17 protein-coding genes are annotated in these 15,469 nt (G+C 50.6%); 8 read left to right on the forward strand and 9 right to left on the reverse strand.

All coding sequences use genetic code 11. The annotated features are described in order from the left end of the window. Positions 1-24 precede the first annotated feature (24 nt). Entirely contained in the window at positions 25-1,791 is a 1,767-nt protein-coding gene (locus K7G70_RS04010) for a winged helix-turn-helix domain-containing protein (protein WP_223787311.1), read from the reverse strand. Between the two features lie 244 nt (positions 1,792-2,035). Between K7G70_RS04010 and K7G70_RS04015 the strand changes: the two genes are divergently transcribed. Further along, positions 2,036-2,671 carry a dioxygenase family protein gene (locus K7G70_RS04015; RefSeq protein WP_223787312.1) on the forward strand — a complete coding sequence of 212 codons (636 nt, stop codon included), beginning with the start codon at positions 2,036-2,038 and terminating at the stop codon, positions 2,669-2,671. A 197-nt stretch (positions 2,672-2,868) separates the two neighbouring features. On the opposite strand, the gene K7G70_RS04020 is transcribed toward K7G70_RS04015, so the two are convergent. From K7G70_RS04020 to K7G70_RS04030, 3 genes are read right to left on the reverse strand one after another with little or no spacing between them, the layout of a single operon-like run. Beyond that, complete coding sequence (locus tag K7G70_RS04020; protein ID WP_223787313.1) at positions 2,869-4,128, reverse strand: dicarboxylate/amino acid:cation symporter; 1,260 nt, start codon at positions 4,126-4,128, stop codon at positions 2,869-2,871. 57 nt (positions 4,129-4,185) lie between these two features. Further along, positions 4,186-5,769 carry an FMN-binding glutamate synthase family protein gene (locus K7G70_RS04025; protein ID WP_223787314.1) on the reverse strand — a complete coding sequence of 528 codons (1,584 nt, stop codon included), beginning with the start codon at positions 5,767-5,769 and terminating at the stop codon, positions 4,186-4,188. A gap of 4 nt (positions 5,770-5,773) precedes the next feature. Then, positions 5,774-6,199, reverse strand: coding sequence for a DUF2782 domain-containing protein (locus K7G70_RS04030; protein WP_223787315.1), 426 nt, complete (start codon positions 6,197-6,199; stop codon positions 5,774-5,776). Positions 6,200-6,381: 182 nt separating this feature from the next. Between K7G70_RS04030 and K7G70_RS04035 the strand changes: the two genes are divergently transcribed. Beyond that, positions 6,382-6,879 carry a hypothetical protein gene (locus K7G70_RS04035; RefSeq protein ID WP_223787316.1) on the forward strand — a complete coding sequence of 166 codons (498 nt, stop codon included), beginning with the start codon at positions 6,382-6,384 and terminating at the stop codon, positions 6,877-6,879. A 149-nt stretch (positions 6,880-7,028) separates the two neighbouring features. On the opposite strand, the gene K7G70_RS04040 is transcribed toward K7G70_RS04035, so the two are convergent. Genes K7G70_RS04040 through K7G70_RS04055 form a run of 4 tightly spaced genes read right to left on the reverse strand, consistent with a single transcriptional unit; the run spans position 7,029 to position 10,575 of the window. Continuing rightward, positions 7,029-7,955 carry a uroporphyrinogen-III synthase gene (locus K7G70_RS04040; protein WP_223787317.1) on the reverse strand — a complete coding sequence of 309 codons (927 nt, stop codon included), beginning with the start codon at positions 7,953-7,955 and terminating at the stop codon, positions 7,029-7,031. Positions 7,956-7,958: 3 nt separating this feature from the next. Further along, entirely contained in the window at positions 7,959-8,873 is a 915-nt protein-coding gene (gene hemC / locus K7G70_RS04045; RefSeq protein ID WP_255589851.1) for a hydroxymethylbilane synthase, read from the reverse strand. Further along, a complete protein-coding gene (locus K7G70_RS04050; RefSeq protein WP_223787318.1) occupies positions 8,870-9,553 on the reverse strand; it encodes a LytR/AlgR family response regulator transcription factor in 684 nt (227 codons plus the stop codon). Before K7G70_RS04050 ends, hemC begins: the two co-directional genes overlap by 4 nt. Beyond that, positions 9,550-10,575, reverse strand: a complete 1,026-nt coding sequence (locus K7G70_RS04055) for a sensor histidine kinase (protein WP_223787319.1) — start codon at positions 10,573-10,575, stop codon at positions 9,550-9,552. Before K7G70_RS04055 ends, K7G70_RS04050 begins: the two co-directional genes overlap by 4 nt. 107 nt (positions 10,576-10,682) lie before the next feature. Between K7G70_RS04055 and K7G70_RS04060 the strand changes: the two genes are divergently transcribed. From K7G70_RS04060 to folB, 4 genes are read left to right on the forward strand one after another with little or no spacing between them, the layout of a single operon-like run. Beyond that, on the forward strand, positions 10,683-11,042 hold the full coding sequence (locus K7G70_RS04060) for a hypothetical protein (protein ID WP_223787320.1): 360 nt from the start codon (positions 10,683-10,685) through the stop codon (positions 11,040-11,042). Positions 11,043-11,070: 28 nt separating this feature from the next. After that, entirely contained in the window at positions 11,071-11,535 is a 465-nt protein-coding gene (locus K7G70_RS04065; protein ID WP_223787321.1) for a YiiD C-terminal domain-containing protein, read from the forward strand. Positions 11,536-11,585: 50 nt separating this feature from the next. Beyond that, positions 11,586-12,029, forward strand: a complete 444-nt coding sequence (locus tag K7G70_RS04070; RefSeq protein WP_223787322.1) for a hypothetical protein — start codon at positions 11,586-11,588, stop codon at positions 12,027-12,029. A gap of 30 nt (positions 12,030-12,059) precedes the next feature. Next, positions 12,060-12,416, forward strand: a complete 357-nt coding sequence (gene folB / locus K7G70_RS04075; protein ID WP_223787323.1) for a dihydroneopterin aldolase — start codon at positions 12,060-12,062, stop codon at positions 12,414-12,416. A gap of 10 nt (positions 12,417-12,426) precedes the next feature. On the opposite strand, the gene K7G70_RS04080 is transcribed toward folB, so the two are convergent. Then, a complete protein-coding gene (locus K7G70_RS04080) occupies positions 12,427-14,031 on the reverse strand; it encodes an AbgT family transporter (protein WP_305067285.1) in 1,605 nt (534 codons plus the stop codon). Positions 14,032-14,225: 194 nt separating this feature from the next. Between K7G70_RS04080 and K7G70_RS04085 the strand changes: the two genes are divergently transcribed. After that, positions 14,226-14,999: a thioredoxin fold domain-containing protein gene (locus tag K7G70_RS04085; protein WP_223787324.1), complete on the forward strand. Its 774-nt coding sequence runs from the start codon at positions 14,226-14,228 to the stop codon at positions 14,997-14,999. 143 nt (positions 15,000-15,142) lie between these two features. Continuing rightward, a complete protein-coding gene (locus tag K7G70_RS04090; protein WP_223787325.1) occupies positions 15,143-15,313 on the forward strand; it encodes a hypothetical protein in 171 nt (56 codons plus the stop codon). Positions 15,314-15,469: the final 156 nt, after the last annotated feature.

Here is a 15,469-nt window from a genome sequence, read left to right on the forward strand (position 1 = left end):
GACATTTTTGAACCGGGCTCTGATCTAGTCACTGGCAATGGATAAACTGTTCCGATTATTCAACAATTGTATGTTTTTCAACCAAATCAAGTTGTTGTTTTCATATTCAGCAGCCAATTGTAAGTTGCGATTTGATTCTTCATAGTTACCAAAATACGCATAAAGTAGTGCCTTATGAATAGGCCAGTATCCATTATTCATGTCAACTGTTGATGAGGAAATAATCTCCAGGGCCAATTCAAGACCATGCTGAAAATCGGTCACAGTTTTAAACTTCTCGTATGGCTGGCTTTCTGAAAGCTTGAGTACTTCCTCCAGCTCAATGAAAATATCCTTATACAGTCGATAAGCCCCCTCAGAATCATGATTTGATAAAAGGATCGTGGCATATTTAAAAGAGTCTGTTCTTGGGTGAAACCGTTTTGCTTCTTTGGCAATCTGATGTGCTTTTGAAGAGTATCCAGAAACAAAGTATATCCAAGCCCTATCCCACATTAATTTTGGAGAGAGGGGGCTGAGCTTGAGAGCAAAATCGATGTTTTTAATGGCTCTTTCTGGGTACCCCAGAGCAGTCTCAATCATGGCAGTGATGTGTAGAATTTCTGAAGAGTTCGGTATTCTATTCAGTAAACTTTTGGCCATTTCATACGCTTTTTCCAGGTCCTTTAACTGGTAAAAGTTTAGTATGACCAAGGATATCCTGGCTTGTATATTATCAGGATCTATTTGTAATGCCTTTCCCAGAGCTTCCTGGGCATATGTTCTTGATTCTGCAGGCGTCAATTCAACGTAATACCCTTTCTTATAAGAATAAACATCTGCAATGCCAGCATAAGCTTCAGAAAATTCTGGGTATTCTTCAATGGCGTCATGATAGTAACTGAATGCCATTATGCTGTTTTCTTTTCCGCCCAAGCTTTGATAATAACGACCTTTTAAGTACAGTTGATACGCCATTTCAGGAACCACGTTCTTAAGTTTTGCTTCAACTGCATATTCGGGATTTGTTATTTTGAAAATATCAGAAATAACTTTGTTTTGTCCAGTTTGAAACTGATCTTCAAAAAAAGTATATGTTCCTGCCCATAGCGTGGAACCGTTCTGAGTGATTCTTACGGTCCTCTCAAAACCCTGACCATATTTCAGAAGTGACCCTTCGACGATTAGTGTATTGGATTTGATTTTGTTCTTTTCATCGAGTTTTTGGCTTAACAAATGAACATTGCTGTTCGACTTGGATAACTTTGTTATCAGTCGATCTGAAATTGAATAGGCCAAAAACGCATTGTTCTCATTACCCGTCAAATTCTTAGGTTCTTGAACATAAATACTGTGAGTGAATTCAGTTTCTGCTTTTATCATACTTCCGAAAAATATGATTAATGAAGTCACTGACATCAAAACCACCAAAGCTGAAATCATTGGTTTGGTTAAATACCTGAAAGTTTTTCCAACAACAGATTTGGTTGACCCGACGGGTAATTCTGAAACTTCAGCAACCAATTGATAACCCTTTTTGGGATAAGTTTTTATGTAACTGCATTTTTTGGCATCATCACCCAAAAGTTTCCTCAAAGTGCTTACCAACATCGTGACAGAGTTATCGGTTGAAAACTTATTATCCCATACCGCTGTTACAATCAAATCCTTCGATATGACCTGGTTTGAATTTTCAGCAAACAAAACCAGAAGTCTCATAACCCTGGGTTCTAATTGCACGACAACATCTTCCTTTGATATCTGATTTTTATTGGGATCAACAACCCAATCTTTGACTAAGAACTTCTTCATGATCTGTTGATATGGCATAAATCTAATCAATCAAATATTAATTAAAATCAACCGCATATTAATCTGACAATGGTAATGTGAATTTGTATTTTAATTGTATTCTGTGAGTTGAAGTTCAACTATATCTGACCAAAACCGGAATTTCATTATTTGCACAAGTTCTTAATGAATTCTTATTATTTTCGAAAGCTGAATCTAATTTCACTCAGTTAATGTATTGATTCATTGTCAATCATTTGTTTATATGAAAATAATTAACAGAAGAAAATTTTTTACTCGATCGGTTTTGATTGGTGGCTCTCTTGCTGTTTGTAACTTAACTCTGGCAGAAAAACTGTATAAAACAGCTCAGCAAACTCAAGGTCCATTTTATCCAGATATTTTACCGTTGGATAAAGACAATGATCTCATTGTTGTGAATGAAAACATTACCCCCGCGATAGGCGATGTCATCAATTTACATGGGACAGTTTACGATCAAAAGTTAAGGCCAGTAAAAAACGCTGTTATAGAGATATGGCAAGTTGACAGCAATGGAGCTTATTTGCATACTCAATCTGCAAATAGAATGAATCGTGATCGAAACTTTCAGGGATATGGAAAATTCACAACTGCATCAGATGGCAGATATAGATTCAGAACCATTAAACCCGTTCCTTACCCAATGCGTGCCCCACACATTCATGTTGCCGTTAATCTCAAAGGAAGACTTGTCTTGACCACTCAATGCTACGTAAAGGGGGAACCGCTTAACCAGTATGATAGAATTTTGAAAAGCATTGTTAACATTTCTCAACGCAATAATGTGATCGTTGATTTCGTTAAACAGGACAATTCGATGATCGAAGAACTGAACGGCGAGTTCAACATATATCTGTAGCTAACTTAAGATTTGCTTTTATTCTCACATGATTTTTGTGGTCTAAGAACTGGATGAAAAATTGAACTCAAGGTGACCGTCATTCAATCCATAAGAATTGTATTCAATCATATGTCACAACCCAAATCGAGGACTTGGTTGAGAAATCAACTCAGATGTGGACTTAATCCCTGTTGCGAACTAATTAGTAAACTTAATCACTCGCGAATTACGCCGGCTGCCGGATCATTATAGGTGTTTTGATCCATCTTACCCTGTGATTTGGCCACAATGCAGGTGACGGTGGCATCACCGGTGATGTTGACGGCGGTGCGGGTCATGTCCAGCAAGCGGTCGATGCCCAAAATCAAGCCGATGCCTTCAATCGGCAAGCCGGCTTGTAACAACACCCCTTGCAGCATCACCAGACCGGCGCTGGGCACCCCGGCCGAACCAATTGAGGCCAAGGTGGCCATCAACACCACCATCATGATTTGGGTGGTGGACAGGTCCACGCCATAGGCATTGGCAATGAACACAGTGGCCACCCCTTGCATGATGGCGGTGCCATCCATGTTGATGGTGGCGCCAAATGGAATGGTGAACGAGGCGACCGAACGGTCCACACCGAGCCGTTCGGTGGCGGTGCGCAAGGTCACTGGAATGGTGGCGTTGGAACTGGAAGTACCAAAGGCAAACGACACGGCGCCTTCCATTTTTTTCAAGAAAGTCAAAGGGCTCAAACCCGACAACAACTTCAACAACAAGGGATACACCACCAGGGCATGGAAGATCAACAAGCCCAACACAGTGAAGAAATAGCCGGATAAAGTTTTGATCGCATCCACGCCCAACTCGGCAAACACTTTGGCCAAGATGGCAAACACCGCATACGGGGCGAAGTGCATGATCAGCATCACCAGTTTCATGATCACTTCATTGAAGGCTTTGAAGAAATCAATGACCTGCTCGCCGGCTTTACCGGCCAAGGTGGCACTCAATCCCAACAAAATGGCAAACACAATGACCGCCAACAAGTTGCCCTCAGCCATGGCATTGATGGGGTTGTCAATCAGGCTCAGCAGCACCTCAATGAAGGTCTTGCCCTCTTTGGCCACATAGCCTGGGTTGGTGGAAATGTCGGCACCTGAGCCCACCCCGATCAACAAGGCAAAAGTCAGGGCAATGCCCAAGGCAATGGCGGTGGTCAGTAAGTAAAAAGCCAGGGTGCGACCACCGATGGAACCCAACATGGCCGGTTCCCGCAGCGCCGTGGTGCCGCAGAATAAGGACACAAAAACCAACGGCACCACCAGCATCTTCAACGCTTGGATGAACAGTTGGCCGATGACATGAAACAGGCCATTGACCACATACACATCAACGGCTTGTTGTGCATTCAGATCGGTGAGGTTGAGGATGAGGCCCAACAATGCCCCAGCCACCATGGCAATGATGATCTTTTTGGTGAGTGTCATGTGCTTGTGCAGAATGAAGAATGGATCATGATAGCTGATCCTTCAGAGAATTGCACCTCACCAATGTGTGGCATCCGCGGCTTGCCAGTCGGCTGCCCAGGCGGTCGGGCGCGTCTCATCATTCAGCAACACCCCTGGTGCCAGGGTGGGAAACATTTGTTCATAAGACTTCACCACCGTGCCCTGATAGCGGTGCATGATGTGCGCCGGGGTCAGCTGCGACAAGGATTTCAGCCCGGCGGCACCCAACAATTCGGCCAGATTTTTCATCATTTGTTGGTGGTAGCGGGCCACCCGATTGGCTTTGTTCTCCACATCCAAAGCCACCACCCGCGCTGGATCCTGGGTGGCGATGCCGGTGGGACAGTGGTCGGTGTTACAAGCCCGTGACTGGATGCAACCCAAAGCAAACATCATGCCCCGGGCTGAATTGACCGCATCGGCGCCCAACGCCAGGGCCTTGATCAAATGGAAGGCCGAAATGATTTTGCCGGCGGCGATGATTTTGATGTCATCGCGCAAACCGGTGCCAATCAAGGCATTGTTGACGATGATCAAAGCGTCTTTCAATGGGGTGCCGACCGAATTGGTGAATTCGATGGGCGCGGCGCCGGTGCCGCCTTCACTGCCGTCGATGGTGATGAAGTCCGGCTGGATGCCGGTGGTCAACATGGCCTTACAAATGGCCAAGAATTCACTGCGGCGACCGATACAGAGTTTAAAACCGATTGGTTTACCGCCAGACAACTCCCGCAGCTGTTGCACGAATTGCAACAAGCCGGTGGGCGAATCAAAGGCGGTGTGGTGCGCCGGCGAGAGCACGTCCTGGCCCATCGGTACGTGTCGAATCTCGGCAATTTCAGCGGTCAGTTTCACCGCCGGCAAAATCCCCCCATGACCGGGTTTGGCACCTTGGGACAGTTTGATTTCAATCATCTTGACCTGGTCCAAAGCGGCTTTTTGTTGGAACAACTGGGGATCAAAGCCCCCTTGGGCATTGCGGCAGCCGAAATAACCCGTGCCAAATTGAAAAATCAAATCACCGCCGTGTTTGATGTGATAGGGACTGATGCCCCCTTCCCCGGTGTTGTGTGCAAATCCATCCCGCTTGGCCCCCAGGTTCAAGGCCTCGATGGCGTTCTTGCTCAAGGAACCATAACTCATGGCGGAAATGTTCAATGGCGAACCCACATGGGGTTGTTCACAGGCCGGACCGCCGAAAGTCACCTGCAAATCTGACCGTTCGACATGCACCGGTGCCACCGTGTGGTTGATCCATTCATAACCGTCTTGGTTGACGTCCATGATGGTGCCAAACGGGCGGGTGTCCTTTTCCCCTTTGGCCCGTTGGTAAACCAGCGACCTGAATTCTCGTGGCACCGGGGTGCCGTTCAAATCAGACTCAATGAAATATTGTTGGATTTCCACCCGAAATGACTCCAAAGTGTAGCGAAAATGACCCAACACCGGATACAAGCGCAAAATCGAGCGTTTGCGTTGCAGCATGTCATACAAGCCCAAGGCGGCCAAGGGTCCGATCACCACAAAGGCCCACCAAGCCGGTGGCCAATGCCAGGCCCACCAGCCCACCAGGGCTGGAACCACCACCACGGCCACCATGAATTGCTGTCTGACCGTCATGGTATCAAAACTCCTTCAACACCCAGCGCACCGGCTTGACCCCGGAATTGAGCAGGTCCTTGCCAGAAGCGTTTTCTTTGTCACGCTCCAATGGATCGATGTAATACGGCACCCCGTCATTGGGGATCACTTTGACCAGCACCAACTCACCGCGCTGGCGGTATTCCTCAATGGTCTGCTTTTTTTGCACAATCACTTTGACACTGGTGGCATCCGGCGCTGGTTGGGTCAATTGGGCCAAGGTTTCTGGTGCCGATGGCTGTTCAGGCACCTTGATGGTGGGTAATTCAGCGGGTTCTTCGGTGGCGGCTGCCAGGCTTGGGTTCGCCGTTTGGATTTTGCTGTCAGCCTCACTCTGCGGCTCCATTTGGGCCCAGCCAGTGGCACTGGTGCAAGCCAAAGCCAAGTCCAACAAGATTCGTTGTTTCATGATACGCTCCTCTATTTGGTTGTGCCATTCCAGATGTTCAGGCACCGCGCTGGCGGCACCCAACATGCAGTTGGCAAGTAATCGACCCCGACAAAGCGCTTGTGCTGACAAATTTCTGCCCAACCACCTTGAACCCTCAAGAACAATGATACAATGACTGGTGACTTTTGAGAATCTGTTTTTTGAGCACCCCACCCATGTCATTGATCCGATCCATCACTTTGTTCACCCCCCTGTTGCTGCTGTTGGCCGCTTGTTCCGGTGAGCCACCCATGGACAAAAAAACCCAATTGATGACCACCCTACAAAACCTGGAGGCGGCGATTGAAAAAAAAGGCGTGGATGAATTTTTCAGCCAGGTCAGTGATGATTTCAAAGTGTCCGAACGCGGCTGGAACAAAAAAGACGCCGAACGCTTTTTGCGCATTCGCTTAATGAAAAACAAAACCGTGCACGTGCATCAAATGGTCAAACGCATCGACTGGCAGAATGACGGTGATCAACAAGCCGAAGTGGAAGTGGTGGCGGCCATGGCCGGCACCGACATCAGTTTGGATGAACTGCCGTCCTTTCGTGGCGACATGGCCAAATTCGTGGTCACTTTCAACAAAATTGACGACCAATACATCATCACCCACGCCAGCTGGCAACGCGCCACACCCGCCGATTTCGTGTTCTGAACCCTAAACCCAACATTCCAATCAAAATTCCTTCGTCATCCTCGGGCTTAACCCTGAAATCCAATTTAAAAAACGCTGATGATTGCTGTGATTGGAATTGAGATTAATTCCTAAACCAGACCAACTGGCATAAGCTCAATGAAATCGTCTTAACCTTTTTTTATAGAAGAAATTTGATCTGTTTCTGACCCATCCCAATAACACTTTTTGCATCTTCCTTTGGCGAAATTGTGATCACAATTTTCATGACCATACAGCCAATGCGCACATTCAGGGCATAACAGAGTCATCTTGGATGATTGTTCATAAAATTCACTTTGGCATTCATCACAAACAGCAATGCGATTTAGAGACTCTTTGGCAGCCAACACCGCCTGACACATGTGGGCATCACGCGGACTGGCAGCCTGCTTGATGACACTGAATCCCATCTGTTCGGCCGCCTGAGCGATGCGTTTGGAACCCACCACCAACGGCCAAGTCAACACCATCGCCCACAAGGATTCGGACAGACTCGCCTGCAACTGCTGCAAAATACCCACACTGGTGGCGGTCAGCACCGGGGCATTTGAGGGGTCATCAAAGGCAGGCCTGAGCGCTGCCTCCACCGGCAATGGAGCCAATAAATAGGTGTTGACTTGGTGGTAGCTGATGGCATCGGCCATGCAATGTTGGCGAATGGCTTCCCGGCCACCCAAAGTGGTGAGGATTTTCACCGACTGCGGTTGAGCCGCTTGCAACAATTCGATCACCCCTTCAGAGTTCATCGCTGGGTGGCAGTCAATGGGGTGAGAGAACCGTTGTTGCCAAGCCTGGACCACCGCCGGCCCCACTGCGATGACCCGTGTGGCTGCAGGTGGTTGCCAGTCGGGTGCCAGTTGCAGGGCATGGGTCATGGCATGCACACTGAGGATCACCCACACATCGGCCGGCAAGCGCAACCACTCGGCCCGCACAGATGGGTTGGTCACCACGTCGAAGCACGGGGCCTGCACCGCTTGCAGGCCGGCGGCTTGGTACACGGCGGCGGCTTGGGCGACCACCGGCTGGGGCCGGGTGATGATGACGGTGGTCATTGATCAACCAGCCATGGCCAGGATCGCGGCCGCGCCTTGGGCCTGCAAATCTTCGGCCACCACAGCACCCAGTTTTTCCGGGTCGTAGCCTTGTTGGCGGGCGGTGATGTGGCGGCTGCCATCGGGGGCGAACACGCCAGCCCGCAGCACCAGCGAATCATCGGCCAATTGCATGGCCAACGCGCCGATGGCCACTGAACAAGAACCACCCAGGCGTTGATTCAAGGCCCGCTCTGCACGCACACATTGCCAAGTGCGTTGATCACTCAGCGGCGCCAACAATGCGGCCAGGTCTGGGCGGTCAGCACGGCATTCCACACCCACCGCACCTTGGGCCACAGCCGGCAACCACTGGGGTGCGGTCAGGCGACTTTTGATGCGTTCATCAAAGCCCAAACGCAACAAACCAGCAGACGCCAAAATGATGGCATCGTAGTGCCCATCATCCAGCTTTTGCAGGCGGGTGTTGACGTTGCCACGCAAGGGCTCCACCTTTAAATCGGGTCGCAGTGAGAGCAACTGGGCTTGGCGCCGGAGGCTGGATGTGCCCACCACCGCCCCGGCTGGCAGGTCGGCCAGTTGAGGGAATTGGTTGGACACCCAGGCGTCGCTTTCATCGGCCCGCTCAAACACCGCACAAATCTGAAACTCTGACGGCAAATCGGCCGGCACGTCCTTCATTGAATGCACCGCGATGTCGGCTTGTCCTGCCAGCATGGCTTGTTCCAACTCTTTCAAAAACAAACCCTTGCCGCCAATTTTATTCAACGACACTTCCAAGCGCTGGTCCCCTTCGGTGGTCATCGGCAACAACTGGGTCACATGGTCGGTCTGGGTTTCTATGAGTTCGGCCACAAAGCGGCTCTGCCACAGGGCCAAGGCTGACTCCCGGGTGGCGATGGTGATGGTTTTGTTCATAATTCCTTCAATAATTTTTTCACCGCGGGCAATTGCCGCCTGCTGATCACCGGCTGGATGGTGACATTTTCCAGCATGGCCTGGGGTGATTGGCCGGGACTGAGGTGGATGCCTTTGAGGTATTGGGTGTTGATCAAAGCATTGCGGTGCACCCGCAAAAACACCGGGTGGCTGTTTTCGATTTCCGCCAGGCTCTGATCCAGCAACAGCGTTTGATCGCTCAAGTGGGCCGTGACGTATTTATCTTCGGCCATCAAACAAACGATGTCATTGACACTGACCATAATCACGTCATTGCCACGCTTGACCCGTATTTTATCATGACTGCAATCCAATCCCACTTTTTCCATGGCCTGTTTCAGCCGCTCCAAAGACAAAGGCTTCATCAAGTAATCGACGGCCGACAAATCAAAAGCTTGCAAAGCAAATTCATCGTGGGCGGTGGAAAAAATGATGGGGATGCTGGGGTGCTGTTGTTTGATCAAAGCGGCGGCTTTGGTGCCACTCATTTCGGGCATTTCAATGTCCAAGAACACCAAATCGGGCAGGTGCTTGCTGACCATGGCCACCCCTTCGGCCCCATGGTTGGCCTCCAGCACTTGTTCAAACGCCAGTTGTTTCAACATCGACTTCAAGCGCATGCGGGCCAATGGTTCATCATCAACGATCAATATTTTCATGTGTTCACTTCCCAGCTGGCAGTGAACAGCTCACCGGCGTCCACTTGCATGTTCACTTGGTTGCCATAGGTCAAGGCCAACCGTTGGCGGATGTTGTCCAAACCGGTTTGGGAGCCCGATTGGACAGATCCCGGGCGATAGGGGTTGGTGACCTGAACCTTGAACCCCTGCTCGGTGCGCCTGACCTGGATGTCTATGGTGCCCCCCTCGGTCAGGTGGGCAATGCCATGAATCACGGCGTTCTCCACCAAGGGCTGGATTGACAACAACGGCACCATCTCATATTCCAAGCCCTCATCCACCGTCAGGCGGTGGTCTAAACGATCCATCAGCCGCAACTTTTCGATGGCCAAATACTGGTTGATCCATTCCAGTTCCTGATGCAAAGGGGTTTGGCTTTGTTCGGTGTGGGTGAAGGCTTTGCGAAACAGGCCCGACAAATTCAACACCGCTTGTTCAGCCGCTGCCTGATCCAACGGAATCAAAGATGCGATTGAATTGAGTGAATTGTACAAAAAATGGGGCTTGATGCGGGCTTGTAAGGCATTCATTTGCGCCTGGGCCAAGGCTTCGATTTGGCGACTCCATTGGTCTTGCACAAAGAAATACCGCAACAAGGCCAGCAAGGTCATGCCCGTGGCGACACTGATTTTCAAGGCCGTCAATCGGTTGTCAGAGATCAGGTCAAACATCAAAGCCTGATCAATCCACCCCAACAGCACCGTGTATGTGGCCGCCAACAACACCGTCAGCAACAACAACAGCATCAAGCCGAGCAACACCGGCAGGCGATTGAAAAACGGCCGCATCAGGGTCAACAGCAGGATCACACTGATGGCGATCAACTGCGCCAACAAACTCAACACCGCCAATCGATTGAGGTAGGAAAAATCAAAACTGAGGAAGCTCAGTGAATACACCAACACCATCATTTCGGCCACCACAATGACGGTGAAAATGCGCACGGGATCAGAAAAATCTGACAACCAAGGCGTGGATTTGGGGTGGTTTTGTGTATTCATGTGCAAACTAATTTCAGGTTTTGCATCAATTTCTCGTCGTTTTGGTTGATTTATCAAGCATTTTATAGAAAAATTCAAACTGTTTAAGCAGTCATTTTGGATTTTATATGAAAGTGGGCCTCTTCATCACCCTTCTGTTGTTGGCATTTGGCATGGCCAAAGCCGGTGATGTGTCCTGCCAAGCTGATTTGCTGAAACCCAAATTCAAGGCCCCGGTGATTGAAGAAGAAGATCACAAGCCTGGCTCATTGACCTTGGCCGAAGCGCGTTTGCGGTTGCAACAAAGCCGCCAGGAAATAGCGGCCATCGATGCGGCCAAAACCAGCCCCCAAACCCCGACCGAAGAAGAAGAGCCCACGCCCGAAGAGGACAGTGAAGTCACCAACAAGTCGGCCAAAAAAGAATCTCGCATGGGTGGATTGTTTGACATCCTGTTGCCATCGAAACTGAGAAACCCGGTCAAATAAAACCAACCTTTATTGCCCCACACCCACCATGGACCAGCCAACCGGCGCATTGCGCACGTTTCAAGCCTTCATTGATCAACACATACCGCTGGTGCCGCACATGCAATGGCGGCTGCAAAACATCAATGCCGAATCGTTGTCGGCCAGCGCCCCATTGACGCCCAACATCAACGACAAGGGCACGGTGTTCGGGGGCTCAAGCGCCGCCTTGATGACCATTTGTGGTTGGTCCCTGATCAAGTTCAACCTGGAACAACAAGGGCTGCATAACGACGTGGTGATTCACCGCACGCAAATCGATTGGCAACTAGCCCAAAGCGATGACCTGCGACTGCAGGCCCGCTTGGAAAAACCCATCGACTGGACCGCATTGTGTCAACAATTACAAACCAAAAATCGGCCACAAAAAATCAATGTTCACATCCAATCATTGAATCAAGCCGGCGTCCCCTGCAGCCAAATGCAGGGACGTTATGTGATCCTCAAGCAATGAGACCTCGCCTGAAAAATTAATTCTTTTTTAATGTTTGTTGTGTCATACTCATGACCACTTGGATCGCAACCCGTTGGGAAAACCGCATGAAAAAGATCACCATCATCATTTTAATTGGCGTGCTGTTGACCGCTTGTGGCGGCCGCATGAGCAAGAAACAATCCTTGGACCACACCCTCTATCAATACGCCAAAGTGATGCGCTGGGCCGATTTCAACACCGCCATGACCTTCTTCAGTCCAGACATGGAACCGGCCAACAAACCTTCCAATACCGACATCGAACGCCTGAAACAATTCGGCGTGAGTTCTTATGTGTCCTCACCCATCTTGCCGGGTGAGACCGAGAACCAAATCATCCAAGACGTCCAGATCAAGTTTTACAACCTCCACACCAAACGCGAGAAAGTGGTGATCGATCGACAGGTGTGGGAATACGATGACGAAAACAAGCGTTGGTTGCTGGTCAGTGGCCTGCCCAGAATCGTGAACTGAATCACCCCGTTCGTACTCCAACCGCCGAAGATGGCTGATCAAATCCTCATCAGACAATTGCGCGCCGATGCCGTCATCGGCATTCATGATTGGGAAAAACGCCACCCCCAACCGCTGTATTTCGACTTGGACTTGAACACCGATTGTGCCCGCGCGGCTGCCAGTGATGACATCGCCGATGCGCTGGACTATTTTGCCGTGTGTGCCGACATCCAAACGTGGGTCAGCCACAGCCGTTGTGAATTGATTGAGACCCTGGCCGAACACATTTGCCAACGCCTGTTGGCCCATTACCCCATCGACCAAGTGCAATTGACCTTGCGCAAACCGCAGGCGGTCGAGGATGCCCAAACCGTGGGTTTGCGCATCACCCGCCGCCGTTCGTAAAGCTCCGCAATCAGGGGTTGTAATAAGTCGCCGCGCCGGGGCCGACCGGGAAGCCCATAACGAACACCCACAAATAGAACAACAGGGTCCAGCCGACAAAAAAGATCATGCTGTAAGGCAGCATCGTAGCGATCAATGTACCGATACCCAGGTTCTTCTTGTATTGAGTTGCCACCGCCAAGATCAAGCCAAAATAACTCATCATCGGGGTGATGACATTGGTCACCGAATCACCAATCCGGTACGCCGCCTGGATGGTTTCAGGGGCATAACCAATCAACATCAGCATCGGCACAAAGATCGGGGCCGTCACCGCCCACTGGGCCGAAGCACTGCCTAAGGACAGGTTCACCATGCCACAGACCATGATGAAGAAGACAAAAATCATCGGCCCATCCAGGCCCAGCATTTGCAGCATGGCCGCCCCTTTGACCGCCATCACCGTGCCCAGGTTGGTCCACTTGAAGAAGGCCACAAACTGCGATGCAAAAAACACCAGCACGATGTACATGCCCATGCTGCTCATGCCTTTGCTCATGGCATCGATCACGTCGCGGTCATTTTTCATGGTGCCAGCGAATTTACCGTAAACAAAACCGGGGATGGCAAAGGTGATGAAGATGTACACCACGATGCCTTTGAGGAACGGTGAATTCTTCACCGCACCGGTCTCTGGGTGGCGCAACACGCCCCATTCTGGCACCACCGTCAGCGCCAGGATACCACAGATGATCAAAAAGGTCAGTCCGGCCATGCGCAGGCCTTTCTTCTCGGCCGCGGTGACTTCATCCACCGTTTGCTGCCCCAGTTCAATGCTGGCTTCTTTGGGGTTGTAAGGCCCCAATCGAGGCTCCACGATTTTTTCGGTCACAAAAGCGCCCATGAGGACGATCAAAAAGGTACTGGCCATCATGAAATACCAGTTGACTTCGGCCCCGACCAAATAAGTTGGATCGAGCATTTGTGCCGCCTCTTGGGTGATGCCTGACAACAAAGGGTCCACAGTGCCGATCAACAGATTGGCGCTGTAACCCGCCGAAACTCCGGCAAAAGCTGCGGCCAGACCGGCCAACGGGTGCCGGCCAAGGGAATGAAAGATCAGGGCCGCCATCGGAATCAACACCACATAACCCAACTCGGAAGCGGTGTTGGACACCACCCCGGCGAACACAATCATCACCGTCACCATGCGCTTGGAAGCACCGATCACCAAGGACCGCATCAAGGCCGACAGCATGCCAGAGTGTTCAGCCACTGACACCCCAAGCAAGGCCACCAACACCGTGCCCAGTGGCGTGAAGCCGGTGAAGTTGGTCACCAGGTTCTGCACAATCCAGCGCAAACCCTCGGCCGACATCAGGGAATTGACCTCGATCAGACCATCCAACTCACGTTTCGATGAGCCCTCGGGTCGGGGGTCGGGCACGCTCATACCGATCCATTCGGCGAAGCCACTGAACAGCACAATGAACACACAGAACAGGGCAAACAAGGTGATCGGATGCGGCAATAAATTACCCAACCATTCCACGGTGGCCAAGAAACGGGCAAACCAGCCACTGGATTGTTCGGGATTTTGCTGCGGTGACGGATTGGGGGTTTCGGTGGTGGTCAAAGTCTTCTCCTTATATATGGGCGACAAAAACCAGTCATTTTCCCCCAAAGTCTGCGTTTTTACAACCGCCTGCCCACAGCCCTGGGCCAGGTTCCGCACAATCGAATGGAACCCCACCCCAAAGCTGCGGTCAGAAATGACAACCCCAGCACCCAGCTGGCATTGATAAAACAACCGCAAAAGAGGAGCACATCATGCAACACAAGACCCGCTTTGGCTGGCTGGCTGTCATCAGCCTGTCCTGGTCATTCAACGGCCAAGCCGCCCCATCAGAGGCACCCGAAAATTGGCGTACACTGCCACAGTACCAACCACTGATTCAACAATTAACCCAACAAAACATGACCATCAAAAGCATCGAGGACAGCGCGGTTGATGGCCTCAAAGAAGTGGTGATTCAGTCCGGACCCAACCAACAAGTGATCTACCTCACCGCCGATGGCGAACACCTGTTGGACGGTCAAATGATGCACCTGAAGAGCAAACAAAACCTGACCGAAATGACCCAACGCAGCCTGCGCAAAGAATTGATGGATTCGTTCAAAAAAGACCACAGCAGCATCGACTTTTTGCCCCAGGAAATGACCGATCACATCACCGTGTTTACGGACATTGATTGTGGCTATTGCCGCAAGCTGCACTCGGAAGTGGCGGCGTACAATGAACTGGGCATCGGGGTGTCCTATTTGTTTTTCCCCCGCGGTGGCTTGCACTCACCTTCACACCAAAAAGCGGTGAATGTGTGGTGTGCCGATGACCAACAAGCGGCCATGACTGCCGCCAAAAGCGGTCAAGAGCTGCCGGTGTTGATGTGCCCCAACCCCATCGAATCACAATTCAACCTCGGTATCGGCGCCGGGGTTCACCAGGTCGGCACCCCTTCGGTGGTGTTCGCCGATGGCACCTTGATCCCTGGCTACTTGCCACCTGAGCGCATGAAACAACGCTTGGATGCGATGAAAAAATAACGGCCTAATCGCAGCCCTGGCAGCGCCGCATGCTCATGGTGCGGCCAGGGCCGCCGAATCGGCACACATAGTTGCGGATTTTTCGGGCCAATTGCGGTACCATAGCGCACTTGATTGCAACCGGCACCCAATATTAGCGACCCATGGCCTTGTCTGAAGACCCCAACATCAAGATGCTGCAGCAAACCATTTACAACATGGAACTGGAATTGTCGGCCGCGTCCTTCGGCGGTGACCGCAAAAAAATCCCCCTGCTGATGAAGCAACTCAAAGAAGCCCGCAAAATCCTGGCCAAGATGACTGGGGAGTATTGAAGGCGAAGCATCATGAATGCAACCGAAGCTTTGATTCATTTCCTGTCGCAAACTTTAGTTAAAAAAACATCGCCTGATCGGATTTGCGCAAAAACCCAAATCCCAGGCCAAATTTTTACAAGCCATTTACCATGATCTTGAGGGGTGTTGGGACCC

Origin of the sequence: Marinicella meishanensis, assembly GCF_019931145.1 — a bacterium.
Lineage (GTDB): Bacteria > Pseudomonadota > Gammaproteobacteria > Xanthomonadales > Marinicellaceae > Marinicella > Marinicella meishanensis.

Coding starts and splice junctions, on each gene's coding strand:
- K7G70_RS04060 (WP_223787320.1), top strand. CDS start 10,683: ATGAAAGTGGGCCTCTTCATCACCCTTCTGTTGTTGGCATTTGGCATG.
- K7G70_RS04015 (WP_223787312.1), top strand. CDS start 2,036: ATGAAAATAATTAACAGAAGAAAATTTTTTACTCGATCGGTTTTGATT.
- K7G70_RS04090 (WP_223787325.1), top strand. CDS start 15,143: ATGGCCTTGTCTGAAGACCCCAACATCAAGATGCTGCAGCAAACCATT.
- K7G70_RS04065 (WP_223787321.1), top strand. CDS start 11,071: ATGGACCAGCCAACCGGCGCATTGCGCACGTTTCAAGCCTTCATTGAT.
- folB (WP_223787323.1), top strand. CDS start 12,060: ATGGCTGATCAAATCCTCATCAGACAATTGCGCGCCGATGCCGTCATC.
- K7G70_RS04020 (WP_223787313.1), bottom strand. CDS start 4,128: ATGACACTCACCAAAAAGATCATCATTGCCATGGTGGCTGGGGCATTG.
- K7G70_RS04025 (WP_223787314.1), bottom strand. CDS start 5,769: ATGACGGTCAGACAGCAATTCATGGTGGCCGTGGTGGTGGTTCCAGCC.
- hemC (WP_255589851.1), bottom strand. CDS start 8,873: ATGAACAAAACCATCACCATCGCCACCCGGGAGTCAGCCTTGGCCCTG.
- K7G70_RS04040 (WP_223787317.1), bottom strand. CDS start 7,955: ATGACCACCGTCATCATCACCCGGCCCCAGCCGGTGGTCGCCCAAGCC.
- K7G70_RS04050 (WP_223787318.1), bottom strand. CDS start 9,553: ATGAAAATATTGATCGTTGATGATGAACCATTGGCCCGCATGCGCTTG.
- K7G70_RS04030 (WP_223787315.1), bottom strand. CDS start 6,199: ATGAAACAACGAATCTTGTTGGACTTGGCTTTGGCTTGCACCAGTGCC.
- K7G70_RS04085 (WP_223787324.1), top strand. CDS start 14,226: ATGCAACACAAGACCCGCTTTGGCTGGCTGGCTGTCATCAGCCTGTCC.
- K7G70_RS04055 (WP_223787319.1), bottom strand. CDS start 10,575: ATGAATACACAAAACCACCCCAAATCCACGCCTTGGTTGTCAGATTTT.
- K7G70_RS04070 (WP_223787322.1), top strand. CDS start 11,586: ATGACCACTTGGATCGCAACCCGTTGGGAAAACCGCATGAAAAAGATC.
- K7G70_RS04010 (WP_223787311.1), bottom strand. CDS start 1,791: ATGAAGAAGTTCTTAGTCAAAGATTGGGTTGTTGATCCCAATAAAAAT.